13 protein-coding genes are annotated in these 14550 nt (G+C 48.9%); 5 read left to right on the top strand and 8 right to left on the bottom strand.

Going from position 1 to position 14550, the window contains the following annotated elements; translation table 11 throughout:
- Nucleotide 1: 1 nt before the first annotated feature.
- A complete protein-coding gene (locus GHC22_RS18270) occupies nucleotides 2-511 on the top strand; it encodes a hypothetical protein (RefSeq protein ID WP_228553201.1) in 510 nt (169 codons plus the stop codon).
- Between the two features lie 212 nt (nucleotides 512-723).
- Here the strand turns inward: GHC22_RS18270 and foxA are convergent, their stop codons facing one another.
- From foxA to GHC22_RS18285, 3 genes are all read right to left on the bottom strand, one after another.
- A complete protein-coding gene (foxA, locus tag GHC22_RS18275; RefSeq protein ID WP_153753684.1) occupies nucleotides 724-2832 on the bottom strand; it encodes a ferrioxamine B receptor FoxA in 2109 nt (702 codons plus the stop codon).
- 121 nt (nucleotides 2833-2953) lie between these two features.
- Nucleotides 2954-3937, bottom strand: a complete 984-nt coding sequence (locus GHC22_RS18280; protein WP_153753685.1) for a helix-turn-helix transcriptional regulator — start codon at nucleotides 3935-3937, stop codon at nucleotides 2954-2956.
- Between the two features lie 123 nt (nucleotides 3938-4060).
- On the bottom strand, nucleotides 4061-4966 hold the full coding sequence (locus GHC22_RS18285; protein ID WP_153753686.1) for a LysR substrate-binding domain-containing protein: 906 nt from the start codon (nucleotides 4964-4966) through the stop codon (nucleotides 4061-4063).
- Nucleotides 4967-5075: 109 nt separating this feature from the next.
- On the opposite strand from GHC22_RS18285, the gene GHC22_RS18290 reads away from it, so the two are divergent.
- A complete protein-coding gene (locus tag GHC22_RS18290; protein WP_008783850.1) occupies nucleotides 5076-5705 on the top strand; it encodes a LysE family translocator in 630 nt (209 codons plus the stop codon).
- A gap of 101 nt (nucleotides 5706-5806) precedes the next feature.
- Here GHC22_RS18290 and GHC22_RS18295 read toward each other — a convergent pair whose 3' ends face one another.
- The 4 genes from GHC22_RS18295 to pepT all read right to left on the bottom strand — a co-directional run bounded on the left by GHC22_RS18295 (nucleotide 5807) and on the right by pepT (nucleotide 9709).
- Nucleotides 5807-6043, bottom strand: a complete 237-nt coding sequence (locus GHC22_RS18295) for a hypothetical protein (RefSeq protein WP_020996594.1) — start codon at nucleotides 6041-6043, stop codon at nucleotides 5807-5809.
- Nucleotides 6044-6141: 98 nt separating this feature from the next.
- Nucleotides 6142-6771, bottom strand: a complete 630-nt coding sequence (locus tag GHC22_RS18300) for a DUF2913 family protein (protein ID WP_153753687.1) — start codon at nucleotides 6769-6771, stop codon at nucleotides 6142-6144.
- Between the two features lie 323 nt (nucleotides 6772-7094).
- Nucleotides 7095-8456 (bottom strand): C4-dicarboxylate transporter DcuC, encoded by a 1362-nt coding sequence (dcuC, locus tag GHC22_RS18305; protein ID WP_003830889.1) that lies wholly within the window; start codon nucleotides 8454-8456, stop codon nucleotides 7095-7097.
- Nucleotides 8453-9709, bottom strand: a complete 1257-nt coding sequence (gene pepT / locus GHC22_RS18310) for a peptidase T (RefSeq protein ID WP_128612359.1) — start codon at nucleotides 9707-9709, stop codon at nucleotides 8453-8455. Before pepT ends, dcuC begins: the two co-directional genes overlap by 4 nt.
- Nucleotides 9710-11029: 1320 nt before the next feature.
- On the opposite strand from pepT, the gene GHC22_RS18315 reads away from it, so the two are divergent.
- Both GHC22_RS18315 and GHC22_RS18320 read left to right on the top strand, forming a co-directional pair.
- Nucleotides 11030-11287: a YjhX family toxin gene (locus tag GHC22_RS18315; RefSeq protein WP_008783846.1), complete on the top strand. Its 258-nt coding sequence runs from the start codon at nucleotides 11030-11032 to the stop codon at nucleotides 11285-11287.
- 10 nt (nucleotides 11288-11297) lie between these two features.
- Entirely contained in the window at nucleotides 11298-12044 is a 747-nt protein-coding gene (locus GHC22_RS18320) for a cyclopropane-fatty-acyl-phospholipid synthase family protein (RefSeq protein ID WP_008783845.1), read from the top strand.
- 56 nt (nucleotides 12045-12100) lie between these two features.
- Here the strand turns inward: GHC22_RS18320 and GHC22_RS18325 are convergent, their stop codons facing one another.
- A complete protein-coding gene (locus GHC22_RS18325) occupies nucleotides 12101-12664 on the bottom strand; it encodes a DJ-1/PfpI family protein (RefSeq protein ID WP_003830885.1) in 564 nt (187 codons plus the stop codon).
- 402 nt (nucleotides 12665-13066) lie between these two features.
- Between GHC22_RS18325 and GHC22_RS18330 the strand changes: the two genes are divergently transcribed.
- Complete coding sequence (locus GHC22_RS18330) at nucleotides 13067-14179, top strand: agmatine/peptidylarginine deiminase (RefSeq protein ID WP_153753688.1); 1113 nt, start codon at nucleotides 13067-13069, stop codon at nucleotides 14177-14179.
- The last annotated feature ends 371 nt before the right edge of the window (nucleotides 14180-14550 follow it).

Raw genomic sequence — 14550 nt, forward strand, 5'->3', positions numbered from 1 at the left:
CATGACTAAAATAAAACTGGCACTGCTATTACCTCTGTTTCTGGCAGGTTGTACGATGAATGACGGGGAATTAAGAAACGCTTACGCTCAGCATTATCAGCAACCTACCGCTTATGTAGATGCTTATAAACAGAAAATAGCCAGTATGGATATTCATGCGCTGGCCCAATATGCCGCCGCAGAAGATAAGAAAAAAATGCGTGGGCAGCCAAGACTGAAAATCGACGAATTCATTACCATTGAGAACGTGCAGGCGAAAGGAAATCGGGTGGTCTACGATTACTCACTGTCCGAAAGCTGGCTGGCGCTGTCCGCAGATAAACAGCGCGAGAAGCAGACCAATATGAATAAAGACCTGATCTACCGTACCTGCTCGCTGGAAACGGTACGTCTGGCGCAGGCAAAAGGGCTGGAAGAAGAGCATAACTATTACAGCCAGTACCCAGACAAAGTCGCCTTTACGCTGAAAACCAGCGCGCAGATTTGTCTGCAGAACGGTTTTACACAATAGCCGCAATCACAAAGCCTGATGCGCTGCGCTTATCAGGCCTACGATTTGCACGCTGCCGTAGGCCGGATAAGGCGCCAGCGCGCAGGTTGTATGCAGAACGGTTTTACACAATAGCCGTAATCACAAAGCCTGATGCGCTGCGCTTATCAGACCTACGATTTGCACGCTGCTGTAGGCCGGATAAGGCGCCAGCGCCGCATCCGGCTAAAACATCAGAATTTCCAGGACACACTGCCGACAATGCTGCGCTCGGCGCCGAAGTAGCAGTATGAGAGCGAGTTACAGGCTGCAACGTAGCGCTTGTCGGTCAGGTTGTTAACGTTCAACTGCGCGCTCAACCCTTTAATGCCGATATTCGTTAAGTCGTAACCAATAATCATATCCACCAGCGTGTAGGACGGCAGGGTGTGAGTATTCAGGCGATCGCTGGTAATACCGTTAACGTAGCGCACGCCTGAACCCAACGTCAGGCCGTCCAGCGGACCACTTTTCACATCGTAGCTCAGCCAGGTACTGGCCTGGTTACGCGGGGCGTACACTGCTCGCTTGCCCTGCTCTTCCGGGCTGCTTTTCTTATAGCGAATGTCGGTATAGGTATACGCCGCCTGCAAACGGAAGCTATCCGTCAGTTGGCTAATTGCCTCCAGCTCCACCCCTTCAGATTCAATTTCCCCAATCGAGCGGTACGGATCGGTCGGCTCTTCTTTGGTGGCTATATTCGTCTGATTAATACGGAATACCGATGCGCTGAACTGGCTGTTGAGTCCTTCCGGCTCATATTTCAGCCCGGCTTCCCACTGCTTGCCTTTCATCGGATCCAGCAGATTGCCGTTCTCATCGGCAAAACTGGTTGGCGTAAAGGCAGTGGAATAACTCACGTACGGCGCAAAGCCGTTATCGAATAAATAGAGCAGCGCGGCACGGGTACTGAAGTTGTTTTTATCCAGATCGCTGCGAGTATCCTTGATCTTATCAATGTTAGAAACGCTGACCTGATCGTAGCGACCACCGAGCGTAATACGCCAGCGATCCCATGACATCTGATCCTGCAAATAGTAACCCGTCTGGCGCAGCTTGTGTTTCTCACGCGCATACATGTCGATGTAATCAGGCTTCGCGCCGTACACTGGATTAAAAGCGTCAATCGGCGGGAAAGCGCCGTAGTAACCGGTAGTATTGTTGCTGCGATCCTGATAGTCGATCCCCACCAGCAGACGGTGGTTTACCTGCCAGGTATCAAAGCTGCCGTCAAGCTGGTTATCCAGCGTAATCGCCGACATTTTTTCATCGGAGCCGGAGTAACCGCGATTAAGCTCGGTTTCATTCAGCCAGCCCGCCGCATACACCTGATTCAGCTCAACGTCGGTATGCAGATAGCGCAGCTTTTGCCGCACCGACCAACCGCTATCAAACATATGCTCAATGTTGTAGCCCGCCATGTTTTCACGGCGATCGTATTTGTCGTAATCATCCTCGCCTTCGTAAAAGGTGTTGGAGATCTTTTGCCCGTAATGCGGAACCACGGTGCCGTCATACGGCAGACCGGAGTGGCTACCGCCTTCCGGGTCGCGGTGCAGATAGGCCATCAGATCCAGACGCGTCTGGTCGGTGATACGCCAGGTCAGGCTGGGCATCAGCGCGTAACGCTCTTCCTTCAATGGACCAAACTGCGAGTCCGCGTAACGCGTCATCCCGCTCAGTCGCGCCGCCACGCGATCGTTATCATCCAGTGCCCCGGTGACGTCAAACGCCGCGCCGCGCTGGTTATTGTTGCCGGCAAACAGCTTCACCTCACCGCCCGCATCAAACGACGGCTTACGTGAGGTCAGCGCCACAATGCCACCCGGGGAGGAACGGCCATACAGTACGGAAGCCGGGCCACGTACGACTTCGATATCTTCGAGGAACCACGGATCGACCACCAGCGAGCTGTGTGAGTTGGTGTCGCCCATCATCTTCAGACCATCGAGATAGACGTTATCCAGGCTACCGTCAGAAAAGCCACGTAGCACGATGTAGTCAAAGCGGTTGGAGGCGCCAATCTGATTGCTGTACACACCCGGCGTATAGCTGACGGCCTGGCGCACGCTGGTTGCGCCCTGCTCTTCAAACTGTTCACGGGTAACGATCGATACCGACTGCGGCGTTTCAATATCCGGCGTGGCAAGCTTCGTGGCCCCGCTCTGCATCTGCGAGGTGACAACCACCGTATCGTTTTTTGTTGTTTCCTGCGCCAGCAGAGGAAAAGCCACGCTGCCGGTAACCCATCCCACCAGCAGCGCCAAGCGAGTCTTCGCGAACATGAATATCTCCAAAGGCATGTCTAATTGTAAGTGAGAATTATTACCTTTTTGCTGGCGGAGATAGCTATGCCGGATGCCAGGTTGCCTATGCGCAGTGCCAAATTGTCAGGAAATCACGTGCGTAAAACGCAAATATGGATTAGCAAAGTTTGAGCAAATCACCGGGTGAAAAGCCGTAACGGCGGCGAAAAGCGGTAGAAAAGTTGGTGGCGTGCTGATAACCCGACATCCAGGCCGCCTGCTGTACGCTATATCCTTCCAGTAGATAGCCGCGCGCACGTTCCAGACGGCAATCGCGCAGGTAGTCGAATACCGAACAGCCATAGGCTGCGCGAAACTTACTGCGCAGGCTGCTGGGACTCATCGCTGCGCGTTGGGCCAGTTCATTAAGGGTGTAGTCTTTTTCGGGACTCTGCTCCAGCAGTCGGCGAACGACCTCCAGCCGCTGCTGCTCACCGCTCGCCGCAAGACGTTTACCGCTCTCGACCTGACACACGCTGAGGCCATGACCAAACAGTTGTAATATCAGCCCTTCCAGCATCAGCTGACGAGAAATATGGCTAATCGTACTCTGCTGTGCGTACAGTAGTCCACTGAGTAAAAACCCCGGCACCTGCCAGATAAGCGTCGGCGTCTGGCATCTTTCCCACTCACGCATCAACGATTCGAGCAACCCCGTGCGACACGCGCCGTCGGGATACAAACCGAGCGATAATGTCCGCAGTTTACAATCAGCATGATGACGGGCACGCATCGTCTGGTGCTCACTCAGGCGTGAGCTAAACGCCATGCCGGAGCGCACCACGTGTTCCTGGCCGTTAAGCGAGAGGATCACGCAGCCTTCCAGTACCACCAGCATATACAGAGGGCTGTCGTGACGAGAGGTGGTTTCGTAGGGTTGCAATACCTGTACGTCGGAGTGAGTCACGCACATCCCACATGGGAGAGTCATCTCCTCAATTTCACCTTGCAGAACAGGGCTGCCAGACGGTAAATCCGGCCTTTGTGCCAACTGGGGAAAGCGGTAATCGATCCCGTAGCGCTCACCAAAATCCATAAACTCGCTGACGGAGAAAGTGCGAGCGACGCGTCCGGAGGCATTCAGGGCGGTGGTATTGTTCATGCTGTCTTCTGCACAGGAAATGGGATTAACGGTTTATAACTGAAGCAACATTACCATTACCTGCGCAATACGACAATAATAATGAGAACCATTATCAATATTATGATTAGCAGAATAAACAGCTTAATCCAGCCAGTTTAGATCTGCCGAGGAGACACACGGCGCAGCCTCTTTTAACCAGCGATACAGCAGCTCAATATTTCTAAGCCGTATTGAAGCCTTTGGCCAGACAAGGTAATACCCCTCGCCAGTCGCCACCGCATCTTTAAACGGTAACGCCAACATCCCTGCCTGAATGGCCGCCAGGCTTAACAGCAGGTCGGCAACGGACACGCCATGACCGCTCATCGCGGCAAGACTGCCCTGCTCCAGGGTGTCGAACACTTTGCCTCGCGCAAGATTCAACGCCGTAAACTTCCCGGTGCGTTGCAGCCACCGACGCCAGTCACGGCGATCCGCTGAGGGATGAATCAGTTCACAGGCAGAAAGATCGCGCTGCGCCTGCACCAGCAGTGCGGGTGAGCACACCGGGATAAGCCACTCCTGAAACAGCAACCGGCTGTCGGTATCGTCACCAAAATGGCCATTCCCTAACAGGATCGCACAGTCATACGGTTCACGACCGAAGGATACCGAATCGGTATCCATCCAGACGCTGGAAATTTCGACAACCGGGGTCGGATGCGCTTCACGGAAATGACGCAGCACGTCCAGAAGCCAGCGCATCGTCAACGTAGACGGCGCTTTCAGCCGTAGCTCATGACTGCTGCTGCGAAAGGCATGACACGCATGTTCCAGACTCTGAAACCCAGCCGTCAACTGCTGCGCCAACCCTTGGCCAGAAGGCGTTATCTCGATACGCGGGCCGCTGCGGACAAATAGCTCACAACCAAACCATGCCTCCAGCGTGCGAATATGACGGCTTACCGCGCCCGGCGTCACGTTAAGTTGAATAGCAGCTTTACTGAACGATCCCAGACGGGCTGCGGCTTCAAAAGCCCTCAGGGCATACAACGGAGGTAGCGTCATTCTCAGCTTCTATGTTGAGTTTTACTCACAGTAGAGCGCAGTTTTATTCGTTTTTCAATGCGCCACGCAGGCGGAATACTGATGGAAAATATCATCAGGATAATCAGGTATGAATTTCACTTTACTGGCTACCTATAGCCTCAGCGTAGTAACCCTGCTGTTAACTCCGGGTCCTGTCGTGGCGCTGATTACCACCACCGCGTCGCAGCACGGCTATCGCCGGGCCTTTATCACGCTGATTGGCACTAACGGCGCTTCTTTAGTATTGATTGCTCTGGCTGCACTGATGCTAGCTGGCGTGGTTTCAATCTCTGCGATATGGCTTGGCGTACTGGGTCTTGTGGGATCGTTGTATATCGGTGTGATGGCGATTAACGGCCTGCGGGCCAGGGACTCAAACCCCGGACTGTGCGCGCCAAAACGCGATAACAGCGGGCTTATCCATGGATTTCTGACAGGGGTCGCTAACCCAAAGGACATTTTGTTTTTCGTAGCGTTTTTTCCCCAGTTCATTGCCATTACGCAAGATTTCACCACCAGCATTGTGACGCTAACGCTGGTATGGGTTATTTTTGATGTTACGGTGCTGTCTTTTTACATCATGGTTTTCAAACGCTGGATGCCAGAGCGGTTTGCCAGACGCAGCGTTTTTATCTCCTCCCTGTTTCTGCTCGCGGTGGCGGTGTTTGGCATTATTTATAATGTACACGCGCTACAAATGCTCTCACCCGCGATGTGATCCCCGACAGATTGTTCAGCCAGACATCTCATCTTGCACCGGGAGGAATAAAATAAGAACAAATCGACATTAACATTATTAATGGATTTATAAACCAGGAGTCAGAAAATATAGACGATAACATTTTCCTGGCGTTCAACTGGCACCCTCACCCATGACAATGCATCAACGGCGACAGGTGCCATTTCATTTTCTAAGCGAAGTAGAGGTGTGTTGCCATCTGGCACAACCGTGCTTTCACCGATCTCAAGAACGCCCCGAAAAGAAATGGATACATTGTCTGGCGTATCCGACAACCTTATCCATTCGGTTGTAATCACTAACTTTCGAGTAAACATTCGCTGTCCTTTGCGCGTGGTATATATCCGATAACTTCACAGGTAGATCAATACACTCTTTGAACAAACAGAAATTTGTCCCCCATATCAGTTAAGCATTACTTATCAGAAAGAAAATTGAAGTAATAAAACTCATTCGAAATATGTTTCACAAATTCAACCGGCAGGTTATGTTTGATGAACGTTAACTTTGCAAACTCAATATCGCCGTACACTCGAATACAGAAAGGTTTGACTATCTCGCCCTGCACGCCAAAGCACTCCTGAAGCCGGGTGTCATCCATAAAAATAAAGTCACCTTTTCTGACCTTAATACTTTCATGAAGGCCTTGCCACTTCTCCGGAGTGAGCAGAAAGCTCTCCCATCCATTATTTCTCAACACTTCAATCGTGTGAGTAAATTTAAAATAGTCGTTTTGCATTGTCACATCACCACTCGATGTGGCGTACAAATATTCTATTTTAAATTTAAGTTGTGCATTGAGGCTTTTTTTCTTCCCCTCATCAATTAACCACTGAAGCTCACTGACAATGCTCTTCGAAAATATCTTTCTTTTTTTGGCAATAGCCAGCCAATGCATAATGAATAGATGCTCTGACATTTTAGAGTAGATTTTATGATCCTTTATTGCAATACCAATTGCGACTAACGCACTCCAGGTAAAGGCTTCCAGATCATCCTGATAATGATGTCGTAACGTACTAACTCTTCCAGAATCCCTTACCACTTAAACCTGCCCAAATAAATTATCATTGTTATTCCACGTCATTCTTGTATTACTCTATTAAAAAATTACTACAACTAAAATCGCCAAAATATGATCCAGATTAACTTATCTCTATGTAATAAACGTGCAAATATAATACATCATACTTATTAATCATTAATCCGGGGTGGCTCAACAATAACTAATAAGAATAATGCGATAAAGATAAAGGTTAATAATAATCACCAGTAATCAATATCACCTTTTGTGATGAGACCTGTAAACAGAAAAAGCAAACTACCGGGCATTCAGCAATGCCGGAAGTTTGCTTATTACAGACGAAGTTAATAGAAAATACCGATGATCAGGGTATGCGTTACAAAGCCCACAATCAACGGTACGGCGGTACGTTTAACCACATCAAATGGCGTTATTTTCGCCCCACTGGAAACGGCAATCACCACGCCGGAAACCGGTGAAATTGCCCGCCCCATATGTGATGCCTGTTGCATCGGCAGGATCATGGCAACAGCGTTAGCGCCCATACTTGCCGCGATTTGCGGGATCAGCTCAACGAAAGCAAGGAATGGCGCATTACCCGATCCCATAATAATTGCTGCCGCCAGCGTCACCAGCGCAAACACCACCGCCATAGCAAATGGAGGTAATCCCACGTGCTCCGCCATCAGGATTAATTGATCAATGGCACCAATAACTTTAATCCCGTGAGCAAAAACACCTGCCGCAACCAGTAGCCCAACCACCCCGGTAAAGGCGGTGCCCATGCCTTTAAGGAAATGGCTGAATCCTTCGCATACTGACTTTAAATCACGCACCCGCAGCCACTCAATCAACATGCAGACAGCCATTGAAATGAGCACAATGGTGATAATATTCAGGTTAATACCACTGACGAACATTTCCGATGATCCCACCGCCATCAATATCGGAAGCATCGGGAGCAGCGCATAAAAAGCCGGGGCTTTTCCTGAATCAGTCACCTCAGCGCTACCGATTTCCCGTGGAAGCGTCCCCGCTTTACGGTCGCAATGCCGCTGCCAGAAGAAATGGCAGACGCCGACGACCAGCACGGTTGCCAGCGCTGCGGGTCCCTGGTGGTAAACAACGTATTCCACCACATCCATATTGACCGCTTTAGATCCCCTGATAGCATCGATGGCCGTCGGGGTATACGCCACACCAAGCGAGGTGGCAATAACCCCAGCAGCCGAGGCCGCAGAAAGCCCTAACCCCAGCATAATGGGGAACATCGTCCCCATCAGCAACACGGCAAGCCCGGTAGCGGATGGGATGGCCAACTGCAGGAGGCTGGCGAGCAGATAGGAGAAAAATAGAAGCACATAGGGCGAACGCAGCGCGCGCAAAGGCTTCGTCACGACCCGCACAACCGCTTCATTTGCCCCGATATGATCCATGTAATGCGCAAATCCCATGAGCGCCATAATCATCAGGCCGAGATCGGCAGCACGCGTACTAAAGAGATCGCGCATCACCTCGAAAGGATCGAGAAATGAAATCCCCGTACTGGCAACGCCCTTCGGTAATACAGAACCCCATCCGGTTAACGCCGTACAAATCATCAACACCAGGCCCGCAATGAACAGCACGGGTTCAGCGCGATAACCTTTCAGTATCAGACGCGCGACCACCACGATAACCAGTAGGGCAATTAACACCTGAATCATGACTGAGCTCTCCTCTGCGCGAACTCAGCAAAGGTTTCCTCAATGACCGCTACCACCACATCGCTGGCGGCTCGCAGTGAACGCACCGGTAGATATTCATAAATTGAATGAAAGTTATGAGCACCGGTAAAAATATTCGGGCAAGGCAGTCCTTTCTGCGATAGCACTGCGCCATCATACCCACCACGCATGGCGACAGGTTGCGGGGTAATGCCACACTTCTGATACGCGCGTAACGCAATATCAATCGGGTAGTGTGCATCGCCCTGCAAGCTATTGAACACATTGGCATAGCGATCGGTTAAATGACAGACCACGCTGTTTTCTCCCCACAGCGCGCAGGTGCTGACGGCAAGCTGGCGGATATATGCCATACGCGCCTTATACCCTTCTTCGGTAAAATCCCGGATATCCAGCTTAAGTACCGTACGGGCGCTGTTGCCCTGAAGCTGTTTTACCCAGTAATACCCTTCGCGTCCTTCCGTATACTCAGGCGCCTCTCCACCGGGCAGCATCGCAATAAACTTATGCGCCATCAGCAGAGAGTTCTTCAGCTTACCTTTGGCCGACATAGGGTGCGCGGACTGGCCGGTAAAGATGATTTCCGCATCACCCGCGTTCCAGTTCTCATAGACAAACTCTCCAATGCCGCAGCAGTCCAGGGTATAGCCAAAATCAGCGCCAAACGCCGCAACATCAAACGCTTTTGCTCCCCGTAATCCCTGCTCTTCATCAGGAACAAAACCGACCTTCACCGGCCCATGCTTAATCTCCGGATGCGCTACAAGGTACTCCAGGGCATTCATAATCGCGGCGATGGCGGCTTTATCATCAGCCCCTAGCAGACTGGTACCATCCGTCACCAGCAGGTCATCACCGATATAATTTTTCAGTTCCGGAAATTCACTTTCACGCAGATAAATATTCAGCTCCTTGTTCAGACACAAATCCCCACCGCTGTAGTGAAGACGTTGCGCATTTGTGTCCGCGGTCTGTTCTGCGCTGGTATCCAGATGACCAAAAAAGGAAACGACAGGGATGGTGTCATCGGTATTTCCAGGTAAGGTCGCGGTCACAATAGCAGTATCCCTGACCTCAATGTTTTCCATTCCTAATGCTTCAAGTTCTACTGCAAGTAGTTTTGCCAGTTCCATTTGACCAGGTGAAGAAGGCATTATCCCATTAGCACCATTTTCCCTTGAGGTCGTGGTATTGATTTTCGTGTAGTTAATAAAGCGTTCAACAATATCCATTCCAGGAGATCCTTTAATGTATCATTTACGAGGTACTGCAAGAGAAGACCTGCATACAGCGTGGGTTGAATAATCTGAGAACAAAATAAAATCAGCGCTCATCCCAGAACGCTGATTTTATGGGTGTTACGACAACGATTTATATAAAGGAAGATAAAAAAGGCCAGTAATTATACCAGTGATTAAAAACTCCTTTTGATTGATAAAATCATATTCCCTGTCTGTTTTTACTACATTTTCCATGGTGTTAAGCTAACAGAAGTCATAAACTGAATTCGTATGTCTAAGGGATAATAAAAATCATTTAGATTCTTGCCCCCGATACCGACACAAGACATACCATCGCTATATTTTTTTAATGAACAAATGCTGTAACAGCAACATGCAACCGTTTGCACCTCTCTACAAATAGCCACTTAACGCACTAAAATCCGTGAACAAAATCACAATTACTTCAAAAGCGAAAATTAACATAACGCTTAAAAACAGATAGTTATAAGAAAAACTATATAATACCCATATAAATAAAGATGAAATCATACTATTCACCATGAAATAGATTCATAGCGATACTATTTCAACATTACCGTATGGTTCACAGAACAAAACCTGTCGTCATCACTAATGCAAAACAACAAGAACAATAATATTAAATTATCTATATATGACGATTATCAAAATTATACACAGGCAAAAAAAACCTCTCCCCTGAGAAGAGATTCAGGGCAGAGGTAATACGGGTGTTAAGGACATTTTTATAGTTTTGATGATAACAGAAGAGCTTCTTGCTGGATTGAGTATACACACTTCACGACGTTAAGAAAATTCCTAAAAAGAATTAAAAGTAAACACCATTAAAAATCCTTTTTATAATAAAGACATGTTTATCAAATAAAACAAAATTAGGATAGGGAAAAATTAAATATCACTAATCTATAGTATGACGCAAGTGGGACTCACAACACATCATTACGGACAATGCCGCTACTGATGATGTCTGAATATTCAATAAATTTAATATATCCATACACTGCTCAGCTAACGAGAGTTAAAAAATTATAAAATAAGCTAAACGCAATTTTTCGTCATAGATCACATTTTCCCGACAGAACGATTCCCCTACTCGCCCAGGCTGGTATGATTCAGCAGGTAAATACCTATCAACTCAACCCGAGGCTTTGATGCTGGAGAATGTAATCATCAGATAATCAGCTTACCGACCTTTTCAGGCCGGACTGGTTATCAATGCGCCGAAATCGAATGCGGACACCGCTGTGTGTTTGCACGTTTTGCACATGATGATTAAACAGGTTTTCCAGTATGAATTTATCCCGTCAGGAACAACGTACCTTACACGTTCTCGCCAAAGGTGGCCGTATTGCTCACGTCCGCGATGCGTCTGGTCGCGTCATTTCCGTCGAATGCTATAGCCGCGAAGGGTTACTGCTCTGCGACTGCACGCTCGACGTATTCAAAAAACTCAGAACGAAAAAGCTGATCAAATCCGTTAATGGTCAGCCCTACCGCATCAATACCACCGGGCTGAACAACGTTCGCGCCCAACTGGATAATCGCTAAGGAGAGAGAGATGGATATCCCGAAGATTTTTACGATCAGCGAAAGCGCACATCGCATTCATAATCCGTTCACCGCGCAAAAATATGCGACGTTAGGTCAGGTTTTACGGATGCCCCCAGGAACCCGCATCCTGGATCTCGGCAGCGGCTCGGGCGAGATGTTGTGCACCTGGGCACGCGATCATGGAATTTCCGGCGTTGGTATCGATATGAGCCAGTTATTCAGTGAGCAAGCCACCCTGCGGGCAAGTGAATTGGGCGTCACTGAGCACGTGCGTTTTATTCATGCCGATGCAACAGGTTATATCGCCGAAGAAAAATTCGATATTGCCGCCTGCGTTGGTGCAACCTGGATTGCCGGCGGCGTTGCCGGAACGATCAAACAGCTGGAACAAAGTCTCAAACCAGGCGGGATCCTGCTCATCGGCGAACCGTACTGGCGTCAGATGCCCGCAACGGAGGAGATCGCTATGGCTTGCGGCGCGGCTTCAGTAGCCGATTTTCTTTCTCTGCCAGAACTCGTTTCGTCTTTCGACCTGCTCGGTTATGACGTGGTGGAAATGGTACTGGCTGACCAGGAAGGTTGGGACAGATACGAGGCGGCAAAATGGTTGACAATGCGCCGGTGGCTGGAGGCAAATCCGGACGATGAGTTTGCCGCCGAAGTCAGAGAGCAACTGAGAAGTTCACCAGTCCGCCACGTTGCATTCACCCGGGAATATATCGGGTGGGGCGTGTTCGCACTCATGCAGAGGTAATAAATGCAGTCGGTATAGCCTGGCAGGTTATACCGACTTTTTCATCGCATCATCGCTTACTTCATTAATACTTCAACAAATTTAGCTAACCATTGCGGATGCGCGGGCCATGCTGGTGCCGTCACCAGATTGCCATCAACGTGGGCCTGATCAATGCCAATATCGGCATAATGTCCACCGCTCAGACGAACCTCGGGCGCACAGGCCGGATAAGCGCTACAGGTCCGGTTTTCTAACACCCCCGCCGCCGCTAACAGTTGGGGCCCATGACAAACTGCGGCGATAGGCTTACCGGCAGTGTTGAAATCTTGCACCAGCTTAATGACATCCGGATTCAGTCGAAGATATTCCGGAGCACGCCCGCCGGGGATCAACAGTGCGTCGTAATCGGCGGCCCGCGCCTCGGCAAAATTCGCATTTAACGTAAAACGATGCCCCGGCTTTTCACTGTATGTCTGCGCCCCATCAAAATCGTGAATGGCGGTTTGAACGTAGTCACCCTGACTTTTATCCGGACAGACGGCATCCACACGATGCCCAAGCATTTGCAAAGCCTGAAAAGGCACCATCGTTTCATAATCTTCGACATAATCTCCGACCAGCATCAGTATCTTCTTCATTCACATCCCCCACTCACGGTTATTAATGATGAGAAATAACGGCCATCTTTACTATAGTCCACACGGTTCATGTCATTAATAAATACAACAGAACAATCGGCCAGATCACAATCCACGGCAAGGCCCGTCAGACGGGGCTCAGAGCTAACAGCGTGCCATATGTTCATGCTGATAAATATAAATTATATATAAATATATAGTTGAGAAATTTTAATAGTCGCCAGTTTCACTCATTATATAAAACTAAGAGATTGCAACGTATATCTCCTGTGCTATATTTCGCGTGAAATTTACCCGCGATCACTTTATTTATTATTCAATATTTAAAATACGCAGAATATTTATTATCTATTATTATTTTATTCACCTGATATCAGGTAAAATTACGCAAAGGTTAATCCTATGATGACAAGACGTTCATTCGTCAGACAAGGCCTGGTGACTTCAACGAGTATGCTACTCGCTGGTATGACGGGCTTCAGCTTTAGCCAATTTGCCCGCGCGACAGAGAACCGCCGCTGGCAAATGCCTGATGAAGGCGCACCGCATGCGGCAACCTGGATGGCGTTTGGTGCCAGTGCGGAGATCTGGGAGCCTCATCTGCTACCGGTGGTGCAGGAAAACCTGGCGTTAGTTGCCAAAACCATCGCCGCATTTGAACCCGTGAATATGTTAGTACGCGAAGAAGACAGCGAGCTCGCCGCGCGTCTGTGCGGGCCGTCAGTCAATCTTCTGGTTCACCCAATAGACGATCTGTGGATCCGCGACACCGGGCCGGTATTTGTGAAAAGCGCTAGCGGCGCGCTCGGCGGAGTGGGATTTAATTTCAACGGCTGGGGCAATAAGCAAGAGCACGAACGAGATGCCGATGTGGCTGAATTTGTTACTGATTACGTTCATGCTGAGTTTATCCGCTCGGTGCTGACTCTGGAAGGTGGCGGTATTGAGGTAGATGGTGAAGGTACAGCAATCATCACCGAGAGCTGCGTGCTTAACTCCAACCGTAATCCTGGCGTCAGCAAAGCCGAATGCGAAGAAGAACTAAAGCGACTGCTAGGTCTGGAGAAAATCATCTGGTTGCCGGGTATTACCGGCAAGGATATTACCGACGGCCATACAGATTTTTACGCCCGATTCACGCATCCGGGTACGGTGGTGGCGGGTCTTGAGCAGGATCCGTCATCCTTTGATTACGCGATCACTCGACGTCATCTGGACATATTACGGGCCGCCACGGATGCCAAAGGCCGACGGTTGGAGGTAGTCACGCTGGAAGGACCTTCTACCATCCGCCAGACTTATGCGAGCGATGATTTCGCCGCGGGGTATATCAATTTTTATCTGTGTAATGATGCCATCATTGCACCGCAATTTGGCGATAAGCGCACCGATCGTAATACCCATGCTATTTTGCAGGAGCTGTTTGCCGATCGTGAAATTATTCAGTTGAATATCGACGGTATCGCTGCCGGTGGCGGCGGTATTCACTGCGCGACACAGCAGCAGCCTCGTTAATGATTAACAATTGAGTGTGTTGTGGGAAGGTGGGGAAACTCACTTTCCTGACAATAACAGAATGATTCCCTTAGAAAGATGCCTCCGTAGGTTAAATTTTAATAAACAAAGCACTTAATTAACATTTATGAAATAAATACCATTAAAAGATAACACTTTAATAGCTTTCATCGATCTTTCATGGTATTTATGATCTACCAAACCTATCGATAAAATCTATCAAAAGATCTATATTGATCGTTATTATCGATCGTATATTCTGTCTTAAATAATGACTAATGACAGAACTTTTATTATCAGTATAGCCACAAAGATTGTTCTCCCCTGCGTTGTGAAACACAGTGAAATTATCGAGGGTTACTTTTAAAAAA

Source organism: Citrobacter sp. H12-3-2 (assembly GCF_009649895.1).
GTDB classification, from domain to species: Bacteria; Pseudomonadota; Gammaproteobacteria; order Enterobacterales; family Enterobacteriaceae; genus Citrobacter; species Citrobacter portucalensis.

Excerpts from the sequence above, each read along its gene's own strand:
- GHC22_RS18285 (WP_153753686.1), bottom strand. The coding sequence starts at position 4,966 with ATGACGCTACCTCCGTTGTATGCCCTGAGGGCTTTTGAAGCCGCAGCC.
- GHC22_RS18315 (WP_008783846.1), top strand. The coding sequence starts at position 11,030 with ATGAATTTATCCCGTCAGGAACAACGTACCTTACACGTTCTCGCCAAA.
- GHC22_RS18270 (WP_228553201.1), top strand. The coding sequence starts at position 2 with ATGACTAAAATAAAACTGGCACTGCTATTACCTCTGTTTCTGGCAGGT.
- GHC22_RS18280 (WP_153753685.1), bottom strand. The coding sequence starts at position 3,937 with ATGAACAATACCACCGCCCTGAATGCCTCCGGACGCGTCGCTCGCACT.
- dcuC (WP_003830889.1), bottom strand. The coding sequence starts at position 8,456 with ATGATTCAGGTGTTAATTGCCCTACTGGTTATCGTGGTGGTCGCGCGT.
- GHC22_RS18325 (WP_003830885.1), bottom strand. The coding sequence starts at position 12,664 with ATGAAGAAGATACTGATGCTGGTCGGAGATTATGTCGAAGATTATGAA.
- GHC22_RS18290 (WP_008783850.1), top strand. The coding sequence starts at position 5,076 with ATGAATTTCACTTTACTGGCTACCTATAGCCTCAGCGTAGTAACCCTG.
- GHC22_RS18295 (WP_020996594.1), bottom strand. The coding sequence starts at position 6,043 with ATGTTTACTCGAAAGTTAGTGATTACAACCGAATGGATAAGGTTGTCG.
- GHC22_RS18330 (WP_153753688.1), top strand. The coding sequence starts at position 13,067 with ATGATGACAAGACGTTCATTCGTCAGACAAGGCCTGGTGACTTCAACG.
- foxA (WP_153753684.1), bottom strand. The coding sequence starts at position 2,832 with ATGCCTTTGGAGATATTCATGTTCGCGAAGACTCGCTTGGCGCTGCTG.
- pepT (WP_128612359.1), bottom strand. The coding sequence starts at position 9,709 with ATGGATATTGTTGAACGCTTTATTAACTACACGAAAATCAATACCACG.
- GHC22_RS18320 (WP_008783845.1), top strand. The coding sequence starts at position 11,298 with ATGGATATCCCGAAGATTTTTACGATCAGCGAAAGCGCACATCGCATT.